Consider the following 23,751-nt stretch of genomic DNA (forward strand, 5'->3'; position numbering starts at 1 on the left):
TGGTTTTTATGACTTTTAAAGGACATTGTATCTTTGCGTTAGCGAGTGTTATTCTTGCTAAAAAAGTGAGTTTTTCACCTGCTCTTGCAGAGGGTGAATGGGGTATAATCGCTCTAGGAGCGTTGTTATCTTGTCTTTTGCCAGACATTGATCATTCTCAATCTTTCATCTCAAGGCATCTGAAAATTATTTCTTTTTTCACTTCATATATATTAAAGCATAGAGGCTTTACACATAGTATACTGGCCGTTATCTTATATGTTGAATGCATCCATCAATTTTTCCCATCAACACTGATTCCTTATCAGGATTTTCAAGATGCGATGATTATTGGTTATGTAAGCCATCTTGTCGCCGATATCCTCACTCCAGCTGGCATACCATTATTATGGCCCTGTCCTTGGCGATTTTGTTTACCTGTATTACACCCTAATTCTTCCGTTAGAGAGATATTATTTTGCGTATTATTTCTTATTTATGCTACAGTAGTCATTCACTAAATTAACCAAAACTACTTTTTTATAGATAAAAATATAAATGTATAAAAAAATAACGCTATTCTAAAAGAAGACTTTTATAAATACAATCTATTAAAAATTAACATTGATTTATAGGATTGCAGAGTAATAAAATTAGATGTTTTTGTAATTGAAAAATTTAAATATGAAAAAAATATCCACTATATCCGTTCCCATGCGTTGGATTGGGCCTATAAAAATAACGGGAAACGTTGTCCAAGATCAAGTTAACGTCCCTCTTGCGACATATGAATCTCCTCTTTGGAATTCCGTTAAAAGAGGTGCATATATATCAATGCTTTGTCAAGATGGCATACGTGCGACGCTTATTGATGAACGCATGACGCGTTCTATTTTTTTCGAGACAGAACATGCTGAAATGGCCTTGAAAGCACTCCAAGAAATAACCATTAGAAAAAAAGAAATAGAACAAATTGTAGAACAAACAAGCCAATTTACTCGTTTTATTCAGTTACATTCCCAAATAGCAGCCAATCTTCTCTTCTTGCGCCTTGAGTTTTCTACAGGAGACGCTTCGGGACATAACATGGTAACAAAAGCAGCTGATGCCGTTATGACTTGGATACTATCACAATGGACTTATTTGCGTTATGGATCTATTTCTGGAAATATTTGCTCCGATAAAAAAGCAACCGCAATCAATGGCATAATGGGAAGAGGAAAAAATTTTGTAGCAGAAATAACCATCAATCGCCAAATATGCCAAAAATATTTACGCACTTCTCCAGAAAATATTGTCCGCCTTAATACGCATAAAAATTTGATAGGAACTTTTTTAGCCGGAGGTATACGCTCAGCCAATGCTCATTTTGCCAATATGTTGCTTGCTTACTATTTGGCAACAGGACAAGATGCCGCTAACATTGTTGAAGGATCTCAAGGTTTAACCTACGCTCAATTACAGGATGATTCCCTTTACTTTTCTTGTACGATTCCAAATTTAATTCTAGGATGCGTGGGAAATGGTAAAAATATTCCTGCTACTAAGAAAAATCTAGCAGAACTAGGATGTACTGAAAAACGAAAAAATGGAGAAAATGCTCGTCGTCTTGCTGCTATTTGTGCGGCAACCGTGCTCTGCGGAGAATTATCTCTCATTGCTGCTCAAACTAATCCTGGGGAACTTATGAAAGCACATCTGCTCCTAGAAAGGATGCATTTAAATGGTGAATGATCGTAAAATCGACCATATAAACATCATCTGCAAAGATTCTCATATAGATCGCAAAAAAAATTTTTTTGATGATTGGCATCTTATGCATAGAGCTTTACCAGAAATATCTCTTGATGATGTTGATCCATCCGTTGATTTTTTAGGAAAAAAAATATCCTTCCCTCTTCTTATTTCCTCGATGACAGGAGGAAATCATAAACTTATACAGCGCATCAATCGTAATTTAGCCATTGCAGCAGAAAAAACAAAAGTTGCTATGGCTGTCGGCTCACAAAGAGTCATGTTTACTGATCCCCAAGCTGTCAAAAGTTTTGAACTACGTCAATATGCTCCTCATACGGTTCTTATCTCTAATTTAGGTGCAGTTCAATTAAATTATAACTTTGGTATCAAAGAAGCAAATCAAGCCGTTCATGTTTTGGGAGCAGACGGGCTGTTTCTTCACCTTAATCCATTGCAAGAAGTCATCCAGCTCAATGGTAATACTAATTTTGCTAATTTGAGTTCAAAGATTTCTCTGTTATCATCAGAAATGGATATCCCTATTATTCTTAAAGAAGTAGGCTGTGGAATGTCTCCTATGGATATAGAATTAGGATTAAAAGCAGGTATTCGCTATTTTGATCTTGCTGGACGAGGAGGAACATCTTGGAGTCGTGTCGAAAGTCATCGCGATATCACCGATAATGCTGGAATATTTTTTCAAGATTGGGGAATTCCAACACCTTATGCCTTAGAAATGGCTCGTCCATACTGTAAAAAGGCAAAATTTATTTCTAGTGGAGGAATCCGTAATGGAATGGATATATTGAAATCTATTATTTTAGGAGCCTCGATCGGAGGTCTTGCCTCACCTTTTTTAAAACCAGCAATGGATTCATCCGAATCAGTTATTAGTGTAATAGAATCTCTTCGTAAGGAGTTCGTCATATCAATGTTTTTACTAGGCATTAAACGTGTTGAAGAGTTATACTTGAATACATCTCTTGTACGACATCAACGGAGTATGTGATCCATGGCAATCGGAATTGAAGATATTTCTTTCTACACTACTAATCAGTACCTTGATTTATCTGTTATAGCAGACAAACATTGCGTAGATATTGGAAAATTTTATCACGGTATTGGACAAGAACGAATGAGTGTCTTACATCCTGATGAAGATATTGTCACCATGGCGGCGGCGGCTGCCCTTCCTATCATTAAAAATCAAGATAAAGACTTAATCAGCACTCTCTTTTTTGCTACCGAAAGTAGCATTGATCAATCTAAATCTGCTGGTATATGGTTACATAAACTTTTAGGTCTTCAATCTGCCTGTCGCGTTGTAGAGCTCAAACAAGCTTGTTATAGCGCGACTTGTGCTTTACATATGGCGTGTGCATTAGTAGCAAAAATTCCACAACGCAAAGTATTAATTATCGCCTCTGATGTAGCACGTTACGATCTCGGATCATCTGGAGAACCAACTCAAGGATGTGGCGCTGTTGCTATTTTAGTTTCATCCCAAGCCTCTATTTTAGAAATTGAAGATACTACGGGCATTTATACAAGCGATTGTATGGATTTTTGGCGCCCTAATTATCGTAGTACGGCATTAGTTGACGGGAAATACTCTACAAAGATTTATTTGCAATCATTAAAAGCTGCATGGCAAGATTATCAGAAAAACAATGGTCACGATTTTAGTCAATTTCAATATTTTTGCTATCATCAACCTTTTACACGCATGGCAGAAAAGGCTCATATTCATTTATCTAAAACCGTTGGAAAAAATATTTCTACTTCTGAAATTGAAAAACACATTGGCAAAACGATGATTTATAATCGTCTCATTGGCAATAGTTATACCGCGTCTTTATACCTTTCTTTTATCTCTTTACTAGATCATAGTTCTCAAAACTTGGCAGGAAAACGAATAGGATTTTTCAGTTATGGCTCTGGTTGTATAGCAGAATTTTTTTCAGGGATTATACAAAAAGATTATCATAAAAAATCACATAAGGAACATCATCAAAACATTATCAATTCTCGTATTCCCATTACTTATCAGCTATATTACGATTTACATCAAGATATTGTTGTTTCTGCTGAAGGAGATTGTACAATACCTCATACAACAACAGGTCCATTTCGTTTAGCAACAATCAAAAACCATAAACGAATTTATGAAGAAACAAACTTTCAACAATTCCAAAGCCATCAGCATTGCTCCAGCTAAGGTCATTTTAAGCGGCGAACACTCCACCTTATACGGAGCATCAGCGCTGGCTATGACAATTTCCCTTTATTTAAGGGTCTCACTCACAATCATTGAATCCCCCCTCATCCGCATTTTAAACCCAAAACCCATTGAATATTCTTTTGAAACATGTCGTTTGATTGCTCAAAAAATAGATCAACGTTACAGTGATTATTTAGCAGGAAATATTCTAATAACATCTGTTCTAACCCAAATAGATGATCTTATTCTTTATATTTTTAATCGTCATATTCGTGATATTCCTCATGGAATATCATTGGATCTTGATTCGAAAATCCCTATTGGAGGCGGTTTTGGCTCTTCTTCTGCCATTATTTCTGCGCTATCTCTCGCTTTGAGTGCCATAACAGGCAAAACATTACAAAAGAAAGAAAAACTTATTGACGAAACAAGTTATATTGAACGTCTTCAACATGGAAAATCTGGAATTATTGATTCTACTGCAATTGTGACAGGGGGAATCGTGTATGTAAATCCTTCTCATACCATTAAACATGAAAATCTTCCCGGAGAATGGTGGGCTATTAATACGGGAAAGCCAGAAAGTTCTACAGGAGAATGTGTTTCTTTTGTTGATCAATACTTTTCACACAGCAATATCTGGACCGAATTTAATGCTATTACGAATCAGATGATGGACGGTGTTCAAAAACAAGACGAGGAAAAAGTTTATTCTTCCATACGCACAAATCAATCTCTTTTACAGGCTATAGGTGTTGTCCCTCAATCAGTAGCTCGATTTATTCGCTCCATTGAAAATAAAGGAGGATCGGCAAAAATTTCAGGAGCTGGAAGTGTTCGAGGAGAGCAAGCCGGACTTGTTCTAGTAGGAGGCTATAATCCACAAGAATTAGCAATTCTTTATGGTTATACATGTAATAAAATAAAAGGAGAAAAGAATGGGACAATGCTTGCAGAAAATTCGTGTTAATGCGCCAGGCAGCATAGTCTTGATGGGAGAGCATGCTGTTCTCTATGGACAAGCAGCACTGGTGTTTGCTATAGACAAGAGAATTTCTCTGTGTTTGACATTGCGTAAAGATCGTCTCATTAATATCAACTCATCATTGGGTCAGTATTGTGGTTCTCTTGATCTCCCTATGTCTCATCCTTCATTTTCTTTTATTATAACGGCACTAGAGTATATTAAACCAGAATCTGGTTTTGACTTAGAGATAACTTCTGAGATTGATTGTCGATTGGGTCTTGGTTCTTCTGCTGCCATAACAGCATCTATAACAGCCGCTTTATTAACACTTCAATATCAAAAAAAACCTCCAAAAGAAGAAATTTTCAAAAAAGCATACGATATTGTTTTGAAAACACAGGGAAAAGCTTCTGGCATAGATCTTGCTGCTTCTATCTATGGAGGCTTAATTTTTTATCGTATGTCAGAATTATCAGAGTACAGTATAGAACATGTCTCTTATAATCTGCCTATTCATCTCGTCTATTCAGGATATAAAACGCCTACTTCTCAGGTTTTAAACAAAATATCTCAAGTAGAAATTGAATATCCTGCAATCAAAAAAATCAATCAAACAATTTATGCGCTTATGGGAGAATTAAGCGAAATATCTTTGCACGCTTTGCGTGATGGTAATATAAAATTATTAGCTCAAGCAATGAATCGACAACAGGGATTATTAGAAACATTGGGAGTATCTGACCCAACACTCTCCGATATTGTTTGGAGACTAAGAGAACAATCTCTTGTTATGGCGGCTAAAATTTCAGGATCAGGATTAGGAGACTGCGTTATTGCTCTTGGAGAATCCAGATCACAATTTCTTTTTTATCCGTCAATAGATTGTAGTATGCATTCAAAAGGAATATACATTGCCCCTATCACTTCGTCATATTCTACGCATTTATCTGGGTAAATGCAGCCCTCAAATCAACAAAAAAGGGAGCGCCTTTCTTCCTAGTAATATTGCATTATGTAAATACTGGGGAAAGAGAGATGAAAAATTAAATCTTCCACTGAATAATTCTTTATCTTTAAGTCTTGGACGCCTCGGAACTTTAACCGAAATTACGGTTATCAATGCAAATGAGGATTGTATCATTCTTAATGGTCAAAAAGTCTCTCCGCAGAGTGATTTTTTTAAAAAAACCACTCAATTTTGCGATCTTTTCCGTCAGTTTGAAAAAGTCTATTTTTTAATAGAAACCTTTAATAACATTCCAACAAAAGCAGGATTAGCCTCTTCCGCTTCTGGTTTTGCAGCATTAACTTTAGCATTATTCCGACTTTATTCTCTTCCAGAACACATCGAAACGCTCTCACGTGTTGCACGCCTCGGATCAGGGAGCGCTTGCCGATCTTTCTATAGAGGATTTTGTGAATGGATATGCGGAACAGATCCAAATGGCATCGATAGTTTTGCTATCCCATTAAAGAATCAATGGCCTGATTTACGCATTGGACTTTTAAATATTATCGAAACAGAAAAAAAGATAGGATCTCGTGAGGCAATGGAGATTACACGTCATAGTTCGCCTTTTTTTACACAATGGAATCAACAAATTCCTGTAGATTTTGCGCATATTAAACAAGCAATTGTTGATCAAGATTTTATCAAACTTGGAGAAGTTTCTGAAAACAATGCCTTAAAAATGCACGCAACCATGCTCACCGCTTCTCCTTCCATTTTATATTGGCAAGAAGAAACAATCAAAGGTATGCAAAGAGTATGGAATGCGCGCCAAAAATCTATTCCTATTTATTTTACTTTAGATGCAGGACCTAACTTAAAATTTCTATTCACACACGATAAAGAAGAAATAATAAGGGAAAATTTTCCCGAAATTATGGTGATCAATCCCCTTGATAGCCCTAACTTACAAAGTAATAAAGATGATTTTCAACTAGGCAACAGATACATTACTTAAAAGTCCTATGTATAAATTTTTATAGATTGTTGTCAAAATCCTAAAGTCTGGAATTTTTAATCAAAGAAGCAATAAAATCATTTGAAGAAGAATGAGGATATGATTTTTTAGGAAACTCATCTTGATCCATACTCCGCAAAGTATTTAAAAGAGAATCATTAGGAATACCGTCAACAGGAATATTACGAATTCTTTGAAAAAAATAAATTGCTTCGATAGTCTGGATATTTAAAACACCATCGCAGAGACCGTAGTAAAAACCATATTGTCGTAATTTTTTTGTATTTTTTTTAATAGTTTTTTGTTTTTTTCTACTGAAGAAGAATCATGTAATAAGATTGTATCGTACCGATCGCCCATTCTTTTGACTTTAAAAGTCATACTTTTTTCTTGAAAAAAATCCTTTGAATTATGGTTAGACCCTAAAATAATGCGATTCGATTGAGAATGACGTGTCGTAAAAATAGGAGAAGGATGTTTTCCTTTCTGATTCCATAAAGCATTGAACAATATCCATAGAAAAATAACAATGTATCCTATCATCATCAATACAAATGTAGGATGACGAGATATAATTTTTCCTAAAATCCAGATTATCTTTGAACATAAACTGAGAAAGCTGATTTCATATTTTTTTGCAAACATTTTTTTCAATTCCTATAATCATATCTTATATAGGCGATTGATTCATTCAACAAATTTATCATTAAAAACTTATTTGTAAAAAAATTGAATCAATGAATAAAATACTATAAAAAAAGTAAAGAGATATTTTAACCATATTTTCTATATTCAACAAACCTTTTCATATATTTCACACATCCTATGTTTTAAATACACCTATTTAAATCGAAAAATGTGACTTTTAATTAAAAATTAACCTTATTTTTACAAAAAAATTTTTTTATAATTAATTTTTTATTATTATATTAGGATAATAGTTATATTTCAAAGTAATAATTATCTTTGGAAAGACATGAAATGCACAGGGTGGTAAATAAAGATGTTTTTTATTTTTAAAAAGGTTTTTTGGATATCCCTATTCTTCATTGTCATCTCTAATCTATATCCAGAAAATTCATTAGAAAACACAAAACAAAATGCAGAGACCGAAATAAAAGACATTATTAGTCTTACGAGTGGCACTATTAGTTACGCAAGTAATATTTGTAATGAAAAACCAGAATTATGTTCATTATGGGAAAAAAATTTTTATAATTTTAAAAAACATACCCTTAAAGGAGCAAAAATAACATATAAATTTGCAAAATCAATCCTCAAAAAAAATGAAGAAAAAAGTAGTGAATTCATTTCAAAACAGCAAAAATGATGTTTGGTATAAGGGTTGAAAAAGATTGATATATCTATGATAGTAATATACGATCATAGATATATATGAATATTATACGATAAAAACATTTTATGATGATGATATTGCTATTTTCATGTATTAAATCACTTGTTATACTTTGGATCTGAAAAAGACATGCAACACATTTCCTTATCCTTTCCGGATGATTGGCACCTTCATCTGCGCGATGGGGAAATATTAAAAATTATTATCAAGGATACTGTGCGGAATTTTAAACGGGCTCTTATTATGCCCAATACTAATCCCCCCATTATTACAACTTCTGATGTACGAGCTTATCGCCAGAGAATTTTAGACTCCCTGCCCTCACAATGTAATTTTTCCCCTTTAATGACTATATATCTGACAGAGACAACAGATCCAGATGATGTGGAACAAGGATTTCATTCTGGCTTCATTCAAGCGGTAAAATTATATTTCGCTGGTAGTACAACAAATTCTCATCATGGTATACATAATATTGATCGTGTAATGCCCGTACTTGAAAGAATGGAAAAAATAGGCATTCCCCTGTGTATTCATGGTGAAATACCCGATTCTAACATTGATATATTTGATCGAGAATTAGCTTTTATAGATAGAATTTTAGAACCTCTACGTACAAAACTACCAAACTTAAAAATTATTCTTGAGCATATAACAACTTTAAATGGCGTTCAATACGTCGAAAACTCTTCTAATATTGCCGGATCTATTACTGTCCATCATCTCATTATCAATAGAAATGCAATATTTCATAATGGTCTTAATCCACATTATTACTGTCTTCCAGTCCCTAAACGAGAGGAACATCGCCTTGCTCTTCGTAAAGCAGCTGTTTCGGGTAATCCACGATTTTTTCTTGGTACTGATTCTGCCCCCCATTTAGATTCTTTTAAAGAGTCATCGTCTGGCTGTGCTGGTATTTATACCGCAAAAAATGCTATTAACTGTCTTGCACATGTCTTTGAGGAAGAAAATAAGCTGGAAAACCTAGAAAGTTTTGTCAGTATCAATGGCGCAAAATGGTATGGCGTCTCAATCAATACAGAAAAAATATCCTTAGTACGACGCGAAAAACCCCTTGTTTTTGATAGAAAAATAACAACCTCAATGGGTTCTATTACGATTTTTGATCCAACATTTCCATTACATTGGGAAGTGGTTTATTAAAAAAGAATCAAAATTAATTTAAAAATGATAGTTTTAAATTTATGCTACCTGAAACAACAAGCGATGTTTGATAATATCATAGAGGATTTTAATAGTGATTTTTAGCGATTTTCCAGAACCAAAATTTATGGCAGAATTAGTAGCCAAAATGCTCTTTGAAATTAAAGCTGTTAACTTCTCTCCGGAAAAACCCTATCGCCTCACTTCAGGAATTGTTAGTCCTGTATATATTGATTGTCGAAAATTAATTTCTTTTGCACGCGTTAGATCAACGATTATGAATTTTGCTACAACAATCGTATTACGAAACATAGGATTTGAATCCATTGATATTATCGCTGGTGGAGAGACAGCCGGCATCCCATTTGCAGCATTCTTAGCTGAACGTTTAAGTCTGCCCATGATTTATGTCAGGAAAAAAACAAAAAATCATGGCCGAAAATCTCAAATTGAAGGACATATTTTTAAAGGAGCTCGTATCCTGATTATAGAGGATTTGATTACTTTAGGAGGTTCAATGGTTGATTTTGTTCAGGTTATTCGCAAATCTGGTGGTGTCGTTAAAAACGGGATTGGATTATTTTTTTATGATATATTCCCTGATATTACTGTTCGCCTGCGCGAAAATGATATAAATCTTCACTATCTCGCTACCTGGAACGATATTATGAAAGTAGCAACAAACCTAAAAATATTTAATCAAGATATTTTGGATGAAGTACAATATTTTCTTGATAATCCAATGATATGGTCGGAAAAAAATGGTGGAATTGGAAAAATAGAAAAATAAACATGATTCTCATATAATGGAAATTATACCCAAAATCCTATGGTAAAAATAAAAAAACCTTTTCTCTTTTCAATGAAATACCCTACCTTTTCTATTATGAATATGATTTTTTATCACATCATTAGAAAAGGTAGTGGGTTAGTGCTTTAAATAGAAACAACAATCTTCCATGCAAGTAACATCAAAACAACCGAAGATATACGATTTTGTATCTTTACGAAAGAAGGTGAAGTGAAATATTGTCTCAAATAGCTACAAAGAATGGAGTAGAACAGAAGAACAATAGTATCAATACCTGCCATAGTGCATGATAAAATAAATGATTGCGGCAGTATAGAATGCTCCATATTAAGATATGAAGGAACCATCGCTATAAAAAATGCCCATGCTTTTCCGTTCGTAATATCTGTAACGAAGCCTTTAATAAAACGATGCGATACACTAGCAAGAGGAATCTGGTCTACAGGCAGATCATTAAAAGGAGAAGTCCATGCGCTCCAGGCAGTATAGATGAGCCAAGCCACTCCGACAAATTTAATGACCAACATCGTATTTGTTAAATTGGCGAGAGCTTTTGCTCCTAAAGTAACTGAAAACATAAGAACCAATACTGCAATTTCTTGACCTAAGATCATCACTCTTGTTGGTTTCCATCCATGCTGCAGAGAGTGATTGATTGTGAGAATACACCCTGCCCCAGGAGCACTGGTTAAGAGGAGAGTAAAAATTGCAAAAGATATCCATGTTTGAAGATCCATAGCTTTTTCCTTTTTTTTAAATACGTTATGTTGGCTCTTTGTAATTAACAGCGGAAAAATTACCGCTATTGTTAAAAATAAAGAGGCAATAACAAATCGTATATATGATTAATGAAGAATTGCTACAACAACATCCCCTATAAGTGGTATAAAGAGTACTTACAAGAGCAATTAGGGAATTTTTTAAAAAATAATTTAAAAATATAGTTAAAATAATTGAATATTAGCTTCAACACAATAAATATTTTATTATTTTTACATCCTATAACAGAAGAAGAGCACACAACAGACTATTCAGAAGTGTAGATTATCTATTTTATTCCTAATTTATCTTTTACTATTTTTTGAACAATACCAGGATTAGCTTTTCCACCAGTATTTTTCATAACCTGCCCAACAAACCATCCAACTAAATTGGGTTTAATGGCTACACGAGCCACATTACTTGGATTAGAGTTAATAACTTCATCAACCGCAAGTTCAATAGCAGAGATGTTTGTGACTTGACGCAACCCAAGATCGTCTACGATTTGCTTAGGATGACCTCCCTTTTCCCACAATATATTGAAAATATCTTTTGCTATTTTCCCTGATATAGTTCCATCAATAATTAAATCTATTAATTCCCCTAATTGATCAGGAGAAATGGGCGTGTCTTCTATGTTTTTTGCTGATTTATTCAATCCTCCTAAAAGATCATTAATAACCCAATTGGCTGCAATCTTTTTATCACGATTGACTGCTAATTTTTCAAAATAATCTGCAATTGATTTATCAGATACTAAAACAGAAGCATCATAGAGAGAAATACCAAACTCAGTAATAAAACGCTCTCTTTTTGCATCTGGCAGCTCAGGAAGTTGTTTCTTAATCTCACGAATAAAATCTTCATCAATTTCCAAAGGAAGTAAATCTGGATCAGCGAAATAACGATAATCATGCGCATCTTCTTTAGTACGCAACGAACGTGTTTCATTTTTTGAATGATCAAATAAACGAGTTTCTTGTATAATATGCCCTCCATCTTCAAGGATGGCAATCTGACGACGTGCTTCATATTCTATAGCTTGACCTAAAAAACGAATAGAATTTACATTTTTAACTTCACAGCGCGTACCGAAAGAATCACCAGGACGACAAACAGAAATGTTCACATCAGCGCGCATTGAACCTTCTTCCATATTCCCATCACAAGTTCCTAAATAACGCAGTATAGTGCGTAATTTTGTCAGAAAAGCTTTTGCTTCAAGTGAAGAACGCATATCTGGATTGGTCACTATTTCCATTAGTGCTATTCCAGAACGGTTTAAATCAATACAAGATACAGATGCATACTGATCATGAATAGATTTTCCTGCATCTTGTTCGAGGTGAATACGCTCAATTCCCACTTCTATTGTTCTAAATTGACCAGATTTATCCGGACCAAGAGAAACAGAAACTTTGCCCTCCCCTACAATAGGTTCATTGTGCTGTGAAATTTGATATCCTTGAGGGAGATCTGGATAAAAATAATTTTTCCGCGCAAACACAGAGTATTGATTAATATGAGCATTAAAACTAAGACCCGTCATAACGGCTTGTCGAACACAATCACTATTTAATATTGGCAACATGCCTGGCATTGCTGCATCAAAAAAACTAACCTGCGTATTAGGAGCAGCTCCAAAGTCAACCGATGCACCGGAAAATAACTTTGATCGAACAGATAATTGTGCATGTACCTCCATACCAATGACGACTTCCCAATCACCTGTTGCGCCAGATATGAAAGACCCTGAGGGAGAGACATGATTATCAACCGAGACCATAATAAACCTTTAAAAAAGAAATGATTGCAAAACAACTAAAAAAGCAAAACCACGACTTATAAGCCATCCTAAATTTTTTATACCATCCTTCAATAAGAAAAGACGTTTGCTCTATAAAAAAAACCTTATTCCCATAAAACACCGACTAAAAGTCACGCTTATTACTACTTACCATTTGTGAGGCCGAAAGTACCCTGCCTCCTTTTCTATAATTTGCCCAACACTAAAGAGCATTTCTTCACGGAATGGTTGTCCTATTAACTGTAAACCGAGGGGCATTTTTCTATCACATAAAGCAGCAGGAACAGAAATAGCAGGTAATCCAGCCATGTTAGTAGCAACGGTAAAAACATCGTTATAGATATGCCCCATAGAGCCAGAATTATTTTCTTCTTTTCCAAGGGGAAAAGCCGATGTTGGTGTAGTGGGAGTAAGAATAACATCGACTCCTTGCTTAAATACTTCAGTAAAATCACGTTTAATAAGAGTACGAATTTTACGAGCTCGTAAATAATGCGAATCGTGACAATGGGAAGAAAGAACATAAGTTCCAATCATAATACGATGTTTGGCTTCTTTACCAAATCCAACGGAACGAGTCTTCTCATACATGTCGACAATGTCTTTTCCTGCCACACGCAAACCATAACGAACACCATCATAACGAGCAAGATTAGAAGAAGCTTCTGCTGGGGCAATAATATAATAAGCAGGCAGAGCATACTGAGTATGTGGCAAAGAGATATCAACAATTTTTGCACCAGCATCTTTGAGCCAAGCAATGCCTTGTTTCCATGTTTTTTCAATTGTAGGAGAAAGATGATCAAGGCGATATTCTTTGGGAATACCTACTGTTATCCCTTTAATAGAACGCCCAATTGATAATTCATAATCAGGAACAGGCAAATCAACACAGGTTGAATCACGATTATCATATCCTGCAATCGCTTTTAATAAAATGGCTGCATCTCTCACAGAACGAGTAATGACTCCGGCTTGATCTAAAGAGGGTGCAAAAGAAATAATACCCAGACGAGAACATCTCCCATACGTTGGTTTCATTCCAACTGTTCCGGTAAAAGATGCTGGTTGACGAATAGATCCTCCCGTATCTGTCCCTATGGAAGCAGCACATAAAAATCCAGAAACAGCGGCTGAAGATCCTCCTGAAGATCCTCCAGGGGTGAATTTTTCGGTAGAATTCACAGCTCTCCAAGGAGAAACAACAGGCCCGTAATAGGAAGTTTCATTAGAAGATCCCATAGCAAACTCATCCATATTGAGTTTGCCAAGCATGATGGCACCATTATCCCATAATTTTTGCGTAACCGTCGATTCATATTCAGGTTTAAATCCATCAAGAATATGACTACACGCCTGTGTATGAATACCTTTAGTGGCAAAGCAATCTTTAACTCCGATAGGGATTCCTTCTAAATCTCTTAGGTTACCACTTGCAATTCGCTCATCAGACTTCATTGCAAAGGCACGTGCTTTTTGTGCAACTATTTCTACATATGCATTCATCTTACTATTATAATCTTCAATAGCTTGAATATGTGCATCAATGAGTTCTACGGCAGAAATATCCTTGTTTTTTAGTCGATCTCTAGATTCTGAGAGACTCATACAGTTTAATGCTGACATTTAAAAAAAGCCTCTATTAAAATTAACCTATAAAAGTGCCATTACGCCTTTCATTACTCTACAATCTTAGGGACAAGAAAAAAATTATTCTCAACATGGGGAGCATTGGATAGTATAGAATCCACTTTACCGCCATCACAAACTATATCAGGACGCAATACCATTTTCATGGGAAGAACAGACGTCATAGGTTCTACACCATCAACATTGACTTCTGAAATCTTATTTAAAACACTCAAGGTTTGGTTAAAGCGTGATAAAAGCAACGGAATATCTTCTTCCTCTATCAATATACGAGAAAGATGGGCAATACGCTTGACATCCACTACATCCATTACCATCTCACAAACTCCTCATCTCAAATGTCCTATAATTCTACTGAATGATTTTCTCTTAATATGAAAATACCTTGCTAAACCGAAATTAAAGATAATACTAACAGAGATCAGCACTTATCTCCAAAAGAAAAAAGCGATAGTTGCAAAAAAACCATAAATAAATTCTACTTACCATAGACGAAAAATGTCATTATAACTTCAGGGATATTGATTAATCATTGAAAACACGACAAGTACGTAATGTTTCATTATTTTACTCAATAATCTTCTAAAACACTATAGCGAAGAAAGCGACAATTTACATGTCAATACTTCTTATCGAAGACTTGGTCAAGTCTCTTAAACCTAATCAACCTATAGCATCAATCGATTTAGGAACAAAGAAGATTGGCATTGCTATTTCTGATCTCGGTAGACGTTTTGCTCATCCTCGTCCATTTCTTATCAGAAAAAAAATTACGCAAACTGCTTTAGAATTACTTTCTTTTGCTACAACAGAAAATATTGCGGCTTTTGTCATTGGATTACCATTGAATATGAATGGTTCCGAAGGTCCACGTGTACAATCTACCCGTGCTTTTGTACAAAATATGATTGATAGAGAAATTAACGTGCCTTTTATTTTTTGGGATGAGCGACTTACAACAGTGTCGGCACAACAGATCTTGATAGATATGGATGTATCAAGGAAAAAACGCGCTCAAAAAGTTGATTCAATCGCTGCATCTTTAATTTTACAAGAAGTTCTGGATAGAATTTCTTCTTTAAAAAGCAGCGAAGACAAAAAAATGATCCCTAGCCTATAAATAATAAAGACTAAGGATCATAATTTTTTATTGATAAATTCATCAACAAGTCGAATTCTTTTATTATTTTATAATAGAATATTGGTTATGATGGCATTAGAATCGTAAAGAAAGACCATAAACAATACGTCCAGTTTTAGCGTTGCTTAAAGTCATCGCACTATTAATCGAATCAACGATACGATATTCAGCGTGCATAGATAACATGCTAGCAAGTTTCTTTTCAATACCAACAGCGTATACTTGATCCAACTTAGTTAAATCTAATTTTAAGACATCAGCTACACTTTTCAACGATGATACATCTCTTAAACGCACTCCTACTGCTCCATAAATAACAGTATTTTGGAAAAGAGAGGAATTTGCATTATCAAATGTAAAACCGCTCCGTAGCATAAGAGATATTGCTGAGTTCTGAAAAGCTGCATTAACTATTTGACCATTCGTAAAATGATTTTCATATCCAATAGAAGCACCATAAACGAGAGTTCCCTCTTGAGAATCAAAACCAAACGTAAACTTATTTAAAGCAGCGTGAACGCTTCTATCTCTGATGATACCAACTGAATCCTTACCAACCAAAGCGGCATTAGCCATATCTACAGAAATATAGCTTCCTTTCCATTTTGGTATAGATGATTGATAATTTAATGCAGGAGGATAATACTCATAAGAGTTATTTGCTGCCATCGCACTAGATGAAAAAAAGCCTAAAAACAAGCTACTATACAGTAACTTAGAAAATATTCTTGCAGATTTTCTATGGTCTTTTTTTACACAATTCATAAAACTGTCTCCGTAAATATTTTTCACCAAAGTTCAATAATAGTAAACTTAAAATTATCGACATCAAATATTGAAATTATCCTACTATAAAATATAAAATAGTAATAGTTGTTTTTAGTGTCATAGTTAAACAATCTATAAATTATTATTAAAGAATAATTTAGATTAAGTTGTTGTAAATAATTATTTTAATAGCTTTTTATAATAAATATATTTGCAAATAATAGAGAATAAAAAAGCTTATTTTTTAATAATAAATTATAATAATACTTAAAATATATTGCAATAATAGTAATTATTATATACAATATTAGATATCATCATTCCTCATTATATAACCAAAAAAACATATTATCCCCTCCTTTTCAGGAAGGGATTTTTTTAATTTTATACGATACAAAATATAGAAAATCAATACGAATCACAATTATATTTGTATGTTAAAATCATTAAAATATTTTTTTGTAAAAGCGTACTTTAATTCTATATTGAAATATTTATTTTATTACGAATGATGAATAAATTATTTTGATATAGTCATTGTAGAATTTTCTTCTTTCAACGAGGGATCAGAAAGTTTGTCTTGTGAAGAAAATGATTTAGAAATGAGAATATTAGTCATTTTTTGATCATCGATATTAAGATAATTCAAAGCATCAGGATTAGTGGAGCGAAGGTAATCTTGTGCTGATTCTAATACTTCAGACGTCAAAGAAGAAGATTTAAATTTTGCCATCGCAAATTTTAAGGCATTACTTGCCGCTAAATGTAAGCTATTACGGAACATATTTTCTATTTCTAATTGCTTTCCTGATTCCGTTAATCTCAACAAACCTTTTAAGGGCATCACCACACCATTAACGAATACAGGGATAATAAGAGAAACGACTAATATAACAACAGGTTGAAATATTTCCACTAAATTGACGATATAATTCATTCGATAACCTTTCTTATAATATAATAATGTTTTCTTGATACTGAATACTGTGTCCTTTTAAAATTATTTTATTATGGGACACATCACTCTCTATGAATGAAATATCCCCCTAAAATTAATTGATTTATTTTCTTGAAAAAGAATTTTTAAAAAGGATTCTATCGTCAGAAAATGCAAAAAACATGTACTTACTGACGATAGATCAAAGAAAAAGTAATCATTAATAAGAATAATTCTAATCTTTTTGTTGATGAATACGACGACGTAATTCCTTCACTTCCGCAGAAAGTTCTTGTATCGCCTTGCAAAGATAAGGCAGAATCACAGAAGGATTAGGCGATAAATAATCCCCGATTTTATCAACTAATATATCGTTGATTTCTTGTAAATTATTTGCTGAAAAGCCAATAGGATATCGCAACGAAGAATCCATCCCACTGGAAGGAAGATAGCTAAAATCAATAAATTTAAACTTCTCAATAAGATCTAGGGAAGAAGCAGATGATTTCCCATGAATCTCTTTTAAGCGTTCGTCAGAGATAAAATAGTTACATCCTACTGCACCCATATCTGTATCAAAATGAATATATCCCTGAGAGCGCTCCATATTTAAGACGGTAGTTTTTTTGATATATTGTTTAGGTATTAAATCTATCGCAAGATTAGCTGTATATTGAGCTGAATCAATTCCTTGCCACATCGTTTTATTGCGTGGATGGCAAAAGATATCCCCATCATTCATAAATTCGGCAATTTTATTGGTATTATTATAAAATTTTGCCCCATTTTTAAAAATAGCCTTATGCAATTCTTCATTATTTTTACAGGCAAACAATTCTCTTACAAAGGAAGAAAGAGGAGTAGAGGCATATTTATTGGAATCAGCCGTATACACAATATGATTTGCTTTCTCAGCATGAGAGACTAAACTTTGCAAAGCAAGAGGAGCTAATTGAGATGTCCAAACTACTCCTTGTAGTTGCTGATCAACCTGTAACAAAAGATTCTTTCCATTCCATCCCAAATAGATTTTATTATCTAGTTGTCCTTTCCCCCCTCCCTGTTGAATAGGATAAAAAGGCAATAAAGTTGCAATAATTTTACCCTTTGTAAGATTGTTTGCATCATCCATGCCTAAATTAATACGCGCTTGAGAAGCATTGGCAGCTCCCGTTCCTCCAGCACAAATAGGACGAGGTTGATTATTATCTAATGCCAAATCTTCTAGTAAATTATTATAGGCGCTACTACTAATATTACTGTTAGGATAAGCTTTGGATCCCGATGGAATAATATAAACTTCTTTGATACGAGGCATGGATATTTCCTTTTGAAAAAAATGGAAATTAAAATAAAAAATAGAAAATATTTTTTGATGACAGTGGTGAAGAAAAGAAGCTAAAAAAAATAGGCTTGATAGCGAAAAAAAATAATCTTTTGTCGTAGCAGTTATGATAAAAAAAATGCCATCAATCTTATGGAGAGCAGATTATTTTCGAGGAGAAAGAATTTTCGAAGTATTAAACAAAAGACCATAATCAACAGATTGTAGCCCTTGAGAATTTTTAACAACGGCATCTGGGCGAATTTTATTTATTTCTTGTGCCATTACGCCAATACGTTGCGTTCTTTTAGGATCTGAGACATATCGATACTGATAAAGATTTCCTACAGGTTTAATATCACGTTTCATACGACGATCAGATAAAATAGATCCCACTAATTTATTTCCGATATTAATGGAATCATAGATATTTTGTTTTCTTTGTTTCCATTCTTGAAAGCGATTTTGATAATCATTTTGAGATATTTCTCTATAATCAACCGGAGTTATAGCTATGGGGTTGTTCTGAGTAATAGGAAATTTAGACGCAGGTATAGTCTGCATAAGAGATAATATTTCGTGCAATGCTTGCTGTTTTTGATCTATTTTTTGCTGATGAGATTGCGCTTGCGCAAAATTATGAAAATAAGCTTGTTTTTCTCGCATATTATCCAAACGTTCTTGCTCTTCAGAAGATTTTAAGAGCGCTGCTAGGCGTGCATCATTTAATTTTCTATTGTTTTCATCAATCGTCCTATTCCAAGAAACTGATCCTGGCATCAATCCTTGATTGCTTAATCTTGTTTCCAAATCTTCTCTATCTTGCTTTAAGCGTGGTTGCAATCGATCAAGCAGCGTATTTTCATATTGTTGTCCATTATTTTTGCCATAATCATAGAGAATACCTTCTTCTTGTTCTGGCTGAGAAAAATGATTTGTTCCCTCAGGAATAGGATTATGTGCGGGATCAGGAATAGCAAGCGGCTGTTGCAAATTCATAGAGTTATTTTGTGGACTAGGCATAAAGTTTTGTAGACGCTGTGTAAGAAGATTGGAGAATAAAATATGATTGGCATTTCGTCGATTATAAAGATCTTGGGCGACAGGACTTAATTCATAACTACGAGAATAGCGGGGAATAGATAATTCTTGACCGCTAAAAGGATCAATCATTTTATCTACACCCTCTTGTGTATATCGTAAGATACCATCTGGCGTAATCTCATTCATATTTGCTCTACTCGAATTGAATAAAGAATTATTAATATTTTCAGATAATTGCATAGAAGCAACAGCTTTTGGATCTGGAGAAAGGAAAGATTGTTGTTTGCCCATGTAGACACCTCATGATTGTAAAATTACCAAAATAACCGCGAATATTGTGAATATTTTCTATTTTTAAATATGAAAAATAACCCATTAGAAAAGAGAAAAACTTTATAATGGAGTGTCATTCGTTGATAATACTATGATGATTTGTGATTAAATAATGGATCAACAAAAGATTGTTTCTGAATCAATGTATTTTGAAGATCATGTTGTAATATAGATATTTTTTGTATTATATTGGTGGTTTTCAAAAAAAAATAAAGCTATCGACTTTTGTAGACAAAAAATCATTGATTAATTCTATTTTTAGCCCAATTTTCATAGGTGATAACATAAATATTTTCAGCTTCATGTTCTCCTCGCAAACGTGGAATACGATAGCGAATAGCCCCTAAACAAGTGAGCATACGATGTTGCGGATAATCTTCATCTGGCACACGATGGATAACAGCTTGACATTTTAACTCATTCCAAGGATAGCCATAGATTTCCCGCAGTGTTTCTCGAGTAAGCCATCGTTTACAATCAGATGCTCCGGATAATTCTATCACATGAGATTGCGGACAATAATTATGATATATAACTCCAGCCATCAGGATGTTGTTTTTAAGGAATCCAATACTAACAAATCGATCCCAACCTCTAGATCCATGCTGAATACGTTGTGCAACAAAATCCGCAATAGCCTGATTAATTGCGGGTGTTTTTGTTCCCCCCCAAATAATTTCCATTGTATTATATCCTTATTCAACTAAAAGTTTTGAATTATTGATTTGAATATCATTGATAAATTTTCCAGAAGAAACGATGACACAACCTACTGCTAAAAAATTGCCATACGCGACAACATTTTGAGAAAAATTGAATAATTTCTTTTTTCTTATAAAAAAATTATCTGTCCATTGGCTCTCATCCCATATAGAATTATCCCATAATCCACTATTAATAGGATTGGCATTAACAGTTTCTTTGAAAAAATCAGGATAGCTTTTATCGTAATCAGAACGAGAAAATAATTTGAGATATGGGCGTTGATATGCTTGAAGAGATATATGGGCTTGGCAAGCTTTTCTTTTTACACCTAAATAAGAATAAGACTCCCGAAAAGGAGAAAGATAAATAGCCTGAAAAGGACGATTATCATCTGATCCCGAGATATCTCCTTGCCAAAAACTCCCTTCATAATCTCCGAAAAAGAGATTATCATTTGCAATCACATACGATTGAGTAAACCAATTATGCAAACTTGCCCAGTAATTATTATTATCAACATTCATGACCAATGTTTTGCTCGAAAGAAGAGAATGTTGCGGACAACTAACCAATAACATATTGCGTTTTTCCCAAAGGGTCAAAGACCATCCTGTCGGTACTTCCATGATTGCTTGGTTCCATTCTTCTTGAATAGCCGACGATAAAGGAAGGTTTGCTCCTTCTCCCTGTAAAAGAATATTTTTCATAGAAATCAAACCATTGGTGGTTGCAATCCATACATCATTTTTAACAAAGATAATGGCTTTTTTCCCTAATGGACGCCCAATATGATAAATAGCTTTAAGGGCAAAAGAATCAATACTATCAGGATTATCTCCACCATAAACAGCCACTTCGCCCAGAGTAGACAAGAAGACACATAGGGTAGACAATCCATCACCACTTTCTGTCGACCATGAAAACCCTGCAAACAATGATCCCCCTGCTTGCATGACTCCCCCAAGTGGAAAAACTTTAGCAACTCCTCCTAAAGATCTAACGGGAAGATACCAAGCATCCATGCTATCTGCTGCGATATACCATTGACGATTTTTAAAAAGCCATCCATATGAAAAATATATGGGATTGATGTCGCTATGACCCTCACAGACTATGGGAGGATAATCGGATTTCCAATCATTTCCATCATAAATCTGACGTTCATCTTGACCATTTAATGCAATTAAAAAAGTTTTTTCTGGCGTTGTATAATGAAATGTAGACCAATCACCAGATTGCATTCCAGATAAACATCTTATTGCAGGTTGCATTAAAGAAGCATTGGTGACATCATAAATTTCCCGATGATTGGCAAGAAATATTCTCTGTTGAGAACTACTACAATAAGAGAATGCGGAAATAATATTGCTACGATGATTGAGGGTACATATTCTTCGACACCCTCCTCGAATACTTGGACCATTTGAAGTAGGCCAAAAATTACGCAAAACACACGATATATTGTCTTCTAATTGTTGTGTTCCAACAGGAAAATGTAAAAAATTATGTTGTTCTCGAGAGAAGAAAGATGATTGTTCTGTTCCGATATTTTTTTGATTATGATATCGATTCTTCATTAAATAAGACATTTTATCCTCCAAGGAAAAGGATCTTTTCCGCGATAACAGCAGAATCAAATTCTCGCAAATAATCATCAAAACTCAATCCTTGGGCACGACGCCAACGCCAAATGATGTCTTTGATTAAAAGATATCTGGGAAATATCGTACTATCATCGTCTGCTGTGATGATTTGCTTTGGATTTTGTTGACTTCCGATCACCCAATTTTTAGAAAAATATCGAAAAGTCGCAGGAGGAGAAGGAGAGAGATGCAAAATACGATTATCAATCCAATACCAAGGATCCTGAGAAGTTTTTTTAACGATTTCCCAATCAACAGAATGAATCACCGGTCGAGCCAAAGAATGATCTGGCATAATCACTGCCCCACTAGGAAGTGGTCGATGAAAATCTTGCGGAAGATGAAATGGCAGACTATTAATTGTTACTGTCCGCAATAACTCTGGCCAATCAATGCGCAAACTAATTTCCTCACCGGATTGCTACAACAAAGATATAAGTAATACCGCATTTTCATCTTGATTTTCATAAATTTTTTCGAATCGTGATAAGCCAACTAAATCACAAATAGTATTTAATAATGTAAGTACACTCATGGCGTCAATTTACCACGATTCAAAGAGGTATCTGCCCAACGTGAACGAATATCATTCTTTTGTAATCTTTTAATAGATTCTTGAAATAAAGCACCAGCAGTCGAAGCTTTGTCTATTTTTTGTTCCCATAAGGCTACTTCTTCTATCAAACCATAAAGATAAAGATCAGGAGATCTTTGAAGTAACCAATTGATAGGATTATTATCTGTCAGAGGTGGAATGCATGCATAATAATAAAGCACTACATCTTCTGAAGATGGGGGCGAAACACAAATTGAATCAGCCGTAATGATATATCCTTTGTTTTTTTGCAACGAAATACTCAAAGGAAGATGATCTAATTTATTGCCCTGATGATCTGTGAGAAAGCGCATTTCGATAAAATCATCTGGTAGTATTACTGATCCTTCGACCAGAGAAAGAAAAGCCTTTTTTTCCATTTCTCTCAATCGCAACTCACGGTTAATTTTTACTTCAATTCTATGGAGAAAATCCTTGAAAAGACAAGTAAATCCGCTTTTTTCAGTATAATGACTCACATCAATTAATAAAGAAGCATAATCTTTTGCCATTATACGCATCCCTCCGAAGTACGCCATGAAGCGTTATCTCTATTATTTAACCACTTGCTTACCCATTGATCATCTCCTTCGCTATGTGCTTGCAAAAGATGAGAACTTCTTACAACACTTAAAGGAACACTCGCTATTCTTTGCCAATCTTCTCTTTTTTTCCCAGAAGATACTGCACAAGCTTGATTAAGATCTAGAAGCTGTGATACCGGATAATCAATACGGTATACATCCCGCTGATTATCCGATAAATACCAAATTGTTCTTCCTGTTTCTGGATCATAACTAATTAATTTCCAAGAACCATCATAGATATCCATTATT

Annotated in this window: 26 protein-coding genes; 11 read left to right on the forward strand and 15 right to left on the reverse strand. The window is 34.3% G+C overall.

Translation table 11 applies throughout. The features are described 5' to 3' along the window. Window positions 1-8 precede the first annotated feature (8 nt). The 7 genes from CKC_RS03650 to mvaD all read left to right on the forward strand — a co-directional run bounded on the left by CKC_RS03650 (window position 9) and on the right by mvaD (window position 6,871). Entirely contained in the window at window positions 9-500 is a 492-nt protein-coding gene (locus CKC_RS03650) for a metal-dependent hydrolase (protein ID WP_044054324.1), read from the forward strand. A 163-nt stretch (window positions 501-663) separates the two neighbouring features. Then, window positions 664-1,713 (forward strand): hydroxymethylglutaryl-CoA reductase, encoded by a 1,050-nt coding sequence (locus CKC_RS03655; RefSeq protein ID WP_013462165.1) that lies wholly within the window; start codon window positions 664-666, stop codon window positions 1,711-1,713. After that, a complete protein-coding gene (gene fni, locus CKC_RS03660; RefSeq protein ID WP_013462166.1) occupies window positions 1,703-2,725 on the forward strand; it encodes a type 2 isopentenyl-diphosphate Delta-isomerase in 1,023 nt (340 codons plus the stop codon). The genes CKC_RS03655 and fni overlap by 11 nt, the downstream gene beginning before the upstream one ends. Before the next feature lie 3 nt (window positions 2,726-2,728). Further along, the gene (locus CKC_RS03665; RefSeq protein WP_013462167.1) at window positions 2,729-3,934 is read left to right on the forward strand and encodes a hydroxymethylglutaryl-CoA synthase; all 1,206 of its coding nucleotides are present in this window, start codon (window positions 2,729-2,731) and stop codon (window positions 3,932-3,934) included. After that, window positions 3,882-4,907, forward strand: coding sequence for a mevalonate kinase family protein (locus CKC_RS03670; protein ID WP_044054117.1), 1,026 nt, complete (start codon window positions 3,882-3,884; stop codon window positions 4,905-4,907). The genes CKC_RS03665 and CKC_RS03670 overlap by 53 nt, the downstream gene beginning before the upstream one ends. Continuing rightward, window positions 4,876-5,859 (forward strand): mevalonate kinase, encoded by a 984-nt coding sequence (gene mvk / locus CKC_RS03675; RefSeq protein ID WP_013462169.1) that lies wholly within the window; start codon window positions 4,876-4,878, stop codon window positions 5,857-5,859. Before CKC_RS03670 ends, mvk begins: the two co-directional genes overlap by 32 nt. Continuing rightward, the gene (gene mvaD, locus CKC_RS03680; protein WP_013462170.1) at window positions 5,816-6,871 is read left to right on the forward strand and encodes a diphosphomevalonate decarboxylase; all 1,056 of its coding nucleotides are present in this window, start codon (window positions 5,816-5,818) and stop codon (window positions 6,869-6,871) included. The genes mvk and mvaD overlap by 44 nt, the downstream gene beginning before the upstream one ends. 40 nt (window positions 6,872-6,911) lie before the next feature. On the opposite strand, the gene CKC_RS06460 is transcribed toward mvaD, so the two are convergent. Together CKC_RS06460 and CKC_RS03685 are read right to left on the reverse strand one after the other, a co-directional pair. Then, complete coding sequence (locus CKC_RS06460) at window positions 6,912-7,166, reverse strand: peptidoglycan-binding domain-containing protein (protein ID WP_080550993.1); 255 nt, start codon at window positions 7,164-7,166, stop codon at window positions 6,912-6,914. Continuing rightward, entirely contained in the window at window positions 7,100-7,516 is a 417-nt protein-coding gene (locus tag CKC_RS03685) for a hypothetical protein (RefSeq protein ID WP_013462171.1), read from the reverse strand. Before CKC_RS03685 ends, CKC_RS06460 begins: the two co-directional genes overlap by 67 nt. 358 nt (window positions 7,517-7,874) lie before the next feature. Between CKC_RS03685 and CKC_RS03690 the strand changes: the two genes are divergently transcribed. The 3 genes from CKC_RS03690 to CKC_RS03700 all read left to right on the forward strand — a co-directional run bounded on the left by CKC_RS03690 (window position 7,875) and on the right by CKC_RS03700 (window position 10,185). Next, window positions 7,875-8,201, forward strand: coding sequence for a DUF5330 domain-containing protein (locus CKC_RS03690; RefSeq protein ID WP_013462172.1), 327 nt, complete (start codon window positions 7,875-7,877; stop codon window positions 8,199-8,201). A 156-nt stretch (window positions 8,202-8,357) separates the two neighbouring features. Further along, a complete protein-coding gene (pyrC, locus tag CKC_RS03695) occupies window positions 8,358-9,395 on the forward strand; it encodes a dihydroorotase (protein WP_013462173.1) in 1,038 nt (345 codons plus the stop codon). 127 nt (window positions 9,396-9,522) lie between these two features. Further along, window positions 9,523-10,185 (forward strand): orotate phosphoribosyltransferase, encoded by a 663-nt coding sequence (locus CKC_RS03700; RefSeq protein WP_244392002.1) that lies wholly within the window; start codon window positions 9,523-9,525, stop codon window positions 10,183-10,185. Window positions 10,186-10,331: 146 nt separating this feature from the next. Here CKC_RS03700 and CKC_RS03705 read toward each other — a convergent pair whose 3' ends face one another. The 4 genes from CKC_RS03705 to gatC all read right to left on the reverse strand — a co-directional run bounded on the left by CKC_RS03705 (window position 10,332) and on the right by gatC (window position 14,742). Next, the gene (locus CKC_RS03705; protein ID WP_013462175.1) at window positions 10,332-10,943 is read right to left on the reverse strand and encodes a LysE family translocator; all 612 of its coding nucleotides are present in this window, start codon (window positions 10,941-10,943) and stop codon (window positions 10,332-10,334) included. Between the two features lie 311 nt (window positions 10,944-11,254). Then, a complete protein-coding gene (gene gatB, locus CKC_RS03710; RefSeq protein WP_013462176.1) occupies window positions 11,255-12,754 on the reverse strand; it encodes an Asp-tRNA(Asn)/Glu-tRNA(Gln) amidotransferase subunit GatB in 1,500 nt (499 codons plus the stop codon). Between the two features lie 168 nt (window positions 12,755-12,922). After that, entirely contained in the window at window positions 12,923-14,401 is a 1,479-nt protein-coding gene (gene gatA / locus CKC_RS03715; RefSeq protein ID WP_013462177.1) for an Asp-tRNA(Asn)/Glu-tRNA(Gln) amidotransferase subunit GatA, read from the reverse strand. Between the two features lie 53 nt (window positions 14,402-14,454). Then, complete coding sequence (gene gatC, locus CKC_RS03720; protein ID WP_013462178.1) at window positions 14,455-14,742, reverse strand: Asp-tRNA(Asn)/Glu-tRNA(Gln) amidotransferase subunit GatC; 288 nt, start codon at window positions 14,740-14,742, stop codon at window positions 14,455-14,457. A gap of 299 nt (window positions 14,743-15,041) precedes the next feature. On the opposite strand from gatC, the gene ruvX reads away from it, so the two are divergent. After that, window positions 15,042-15,545, forward strand: a complete 504-nt coding sequence (gene ruvX, locus CKC_RS03725) for a Holliday junction resolvase RuvX (protein WP_013462179.1) — start codon at window positions 15,042-15,044, stop codon at window positions 15,543-15,545. 96 nt (window positions 15,546-15,641) lie between these two features. Here ruvX and CKC_RS03730 read toward each other — a convergent pair whose 3' ends face one another. The 9 genes from CKC_RS03730 to CKC_RS03770 all read right to left on the reverse strand — a co-directional run bounded on the left by CKC_RS03730 (window position 15,642) and on the right by CKC_RS03770 (window position 23,747). After that, window positions 15,642-16,331: a CLIBASIA_05150 family virulence factor gene (locus CKC_RS03730; protein ID WP_013462180.1), complete on the reverse strand. Its 690-nt coding sequence runs from the start codon at window positions 16,329-16,331 to the stop codon at window positions 15,642-15,644. A 523-nt stretch (window positions 16,332-16,854) separates the two neighbouring features. Beyond that, window positions 16,855-17,271 (reverse strand): hypothetical protein, encoded by a 417-nt coding sequence (locus tag CKC_RS05830; RefSeq protein ID WP_013462181.1) that lies wholly within the window; start codon window positions 17,269-17,271, stop codon window positions 16,855-16,857. Window positions 17,272-17,506: 235 nt separating this feature from the next. Beyond that, window positions 17,507-18,589 (reverse strand): tail fiber domain-containing protein, encoded by a 1,083-nt coding sequence (locus CKC_RS03740; RefSeq protein WP_013462182.1) that lies wholly within the window; start codon window positions 18,587-18,589, stop codon window positions 17,507-17,509. A gap of 171 nt (window positions 18,590-18,760) precedes the next feature. Further along, on the reverse strand, window positions 18,761-19,930 hold the full coding sequence (locus CKC_RS03745) for a tail fiber domain-containing protein (protein ID WP_013462183.1): 1,170 nt from the start codon (window positions 19,928-19,930) through the stop codon (window positions 18,761-18,763). 281 nt (window positions 19,931-20,211) lie between these two features. Further along, window positions 20,212-20,655 carry a hypothetical protein gene (locus CKC_RS03750; protein ID WP_013462184.1) on the reverse strand — a complete coding sequence of 148 codons (444 nt, stop codon included), beginning with the start codon at window positions 20,653-20,655 and terminating at the stop codon, window positions 20,212-20,214. Window positions 20,656-20,667: 12 nt separating this feature from the next. Further along, entirely contained in the window at window positions 20,668-22,266 is a 1,599-nt protein-coding gene (locus CKC_RS03755; RefSeq protein WP_013462185.1) for a hypothetical protein, read from the reverse strand. 1 nt (window position 22,267) lies between these two features. After that, window positions 22,268-22,720 carry a hypothetical protein gene (locus tag CKC_RS03760; RefSeq protein WP_013462186.1) on the reverse strand — a complete coding sequence of 151 codons (453 nt, stop codon included), beginning with the start codon at window positions 22,718-22,720 and terminating at the stop codon, window positions 22,268-22,270. 131 nt (window positions 22,721-22,851) lie between these two features. After that, on the reverse strand, window positions 22,852-23,427 hold the full coding sequence (locus CKC_RS03765) for a phage adaptor protein (protein WP_013462188.1): 576 nt from the start codon (window positions 23,425-23,427) through the stop codon (window positions 22,852-22,854). Then, the gene (locus tag CKC_RS03770; RefSeq protein ID WP_044054330.1) at window positions 23,427-23,747 is read right to left on the reverse strand and encodes a hypothetical protein; all 321 of its coding nucleotides are present in this window, start codon (window positions 23,745-23,747) and stop codon (window positions 23,427-23,429) included. Before CKC_RS03770 ends, CKC_RS03765 begins: the two co-directional genes overlap by 1 nt. Window positions 23,748-23,751 lie beyond the last annotated feature (4 nt).

The organism is Candidatus Liberibacter solanacearum CLso-ZC1 (assembly GCF_000183665.1).
Classification (GTDB): domain Bacteria; phylum Pseudomonadota; class Alphaproteobacteria; order Rhizobiales; family Rhizobiaceae; genus Liberibacter; species Liberibacter solanacearum.

What these genes read in the sequence shown, in the direction of transcription:
- CKC_RS03690 (WP_013462172.1), top strand. Translation starts at nt 7,875, where the DNA reads ATGTTTTTTATTTTTAAAAAGGTTTTTTGGATATCCCTATTCTTCATT.
- CKC_RS03665 (WP_013462167.1), top strand. Translation starts at nt 2,729, where the DNA reads ATGGCAATCGGAATTGAAGATATTTCTTTCTACACTACTAATCAGTAC.
- ruvX (WP_013462179.1), top strand. Translation starts at nt 15,042, where the DNA reads ATGTCAATACTTCTTATCGAAGACTTGGTCAAGTCTCTTAAACCTAAT.
- CKC_RS03730 (WP_013462180.1), bottom strand. Translation starts at nt 16,331, where the DNA reads ATGAATTGTGTAAAAAAAGACCATAGAAAATCTGCAAGAATATTTTCT.
- gatA (WP_013462177.1), bottom strand. Translation starts at nt 14,401, where the DNA reads ATGTCAGCATTAAACTGTATGAGTCTCTCAGAATCTAGAGATCGACTA.
- CKC_RS05830 (WP_013462181.1), bottom strand. Translation starts at nt 17,271, where the DNA reads ATGAATTATATCGTCAATTTAGTGGAAATATTTCAACCTGTTGTTATA.
- CKC_RS03770 (WP_044054330.1), bottom strand. Translation starts at nt 23,747, where the DNA reads ATGGATATCTATGATGGTTCTTGGAAATTAATTAGTTATGATCCAGAA.
- CKC_RS03755 (WP_013462185.1), bottom strand. Translation starts at nt 22,266, where the DNA reads ATGTCTTATTTAATGAAGAATCGATATCATAATCAAAAAAATATCGGA.
- gatC (WP_013462178.1), bottom strand. Translation starts at nt 14,742, where the DNA reads ATGGTAATGGATGTAGTGGATGTCAAGCGTATTGCCCATCTTTCTCGT.
- fni (WP_013462166.1), top strand. Translation starts at nt 1,703, where the DNA reads ATGGTGAATGATCGTAAAATCGACCATATAAACATCATCTGCAAAGAT.
- pyrC (WP_013462173.1), top strand. Translation starts at nt 8,358, where the DNA reads ATGCAACACATTTCCTTATCCTTTCCGGATGATTGGCACCTTCATCTG.
- CKC_RS03750 (WP_013462184.1), bottom strand. Translation starts at nt 20,655, where the DNA reads ATGGAAATTATTTGGGGGGGAACAAAAACACCCGCAATTAATCAGGCT.
- CKC_RS03745 (WP_013462183.1), bottom strand. Translation starts at nt 19,930, where the DNA reads ATGGGCAAACAACAATCTTTCCTTTCTCCAGATCCAAAAGCTGTTGCT.
- CKC_RS03705 (WP_013462175.1), bottom strand. Translation starts at nt 10,943, where the DNA reads ATGGATCTTCAAACATGGATATCTTTTGCAATTTTTACTCTCCTCTTA.
- CKC_RS03650 (WP_044054324.1), top strand. Translation starts at nt 9, where the DNA reads ATGACTTTTAAAGGACATTGTATCTTTGCGTTAGCGAGTGTTATTCTT.
- CKC_RS03700 (WP_244392002.1), top strand. Translation starts at nt 9,523, where the DNA reads ATGGCAGAATTAGTAGCCAAAATGCTCTTTGAAATTAAAGCTGTTAAC.
- gatB (WP_013462176.1), bottom strand. Translation starts at nt 12,754, where the DNA reads ATGGTCTCGGTTGATAATCATGTCTCTCCCTCAGGGTCTTTCATATCT.
- CKC_RS03740 (WP_013462182.1), bottom strand. Translation starts at nt 18,589, where the DNA reads ATGCCTCGTATCAAAGAAGTTTATATTATTCCATCGGGATCCAAAGCT.
- CKC_RS03765 (WP_013462188.1), bottom strand. Translation starts at nt 23,427, where the DNA reads ATGGCAAAAGATTATGCTTCTTTATTAATTGATGTGAGTCATTATACT.
- mvk (WP_013462169.1), top strand. Translation starts at nt 4,876, where the DNA reads ATGGGACAATGCTTGCAGAAAATTCGTGTTAATGCGCCAGGCAGCATA.
- CKC_RS03655 (WP_013462165.1), top strand. Translation starts at nt 664, where the DNA reads ATGAAAAAAATATCCACTATATCCGTTCCCATGCGTTGGATTGGGCCT.
- CKC_RS03685 (WP_013462171.1), bottom strand. Translation starts at nt 7,516, where the DNA reads ATGTTTGCAAAAAAATATGAAATCAGCTTTCTCAGTTTATGTTCAAAG.
- CKC_RS03670 (WP_044054117.1), top strand. Translation starts at nt 3,882, where the DNA reads ATGAAGAAACAAACTTTCAACAATTCCAAAGCCATCAGCATTGCTCCA.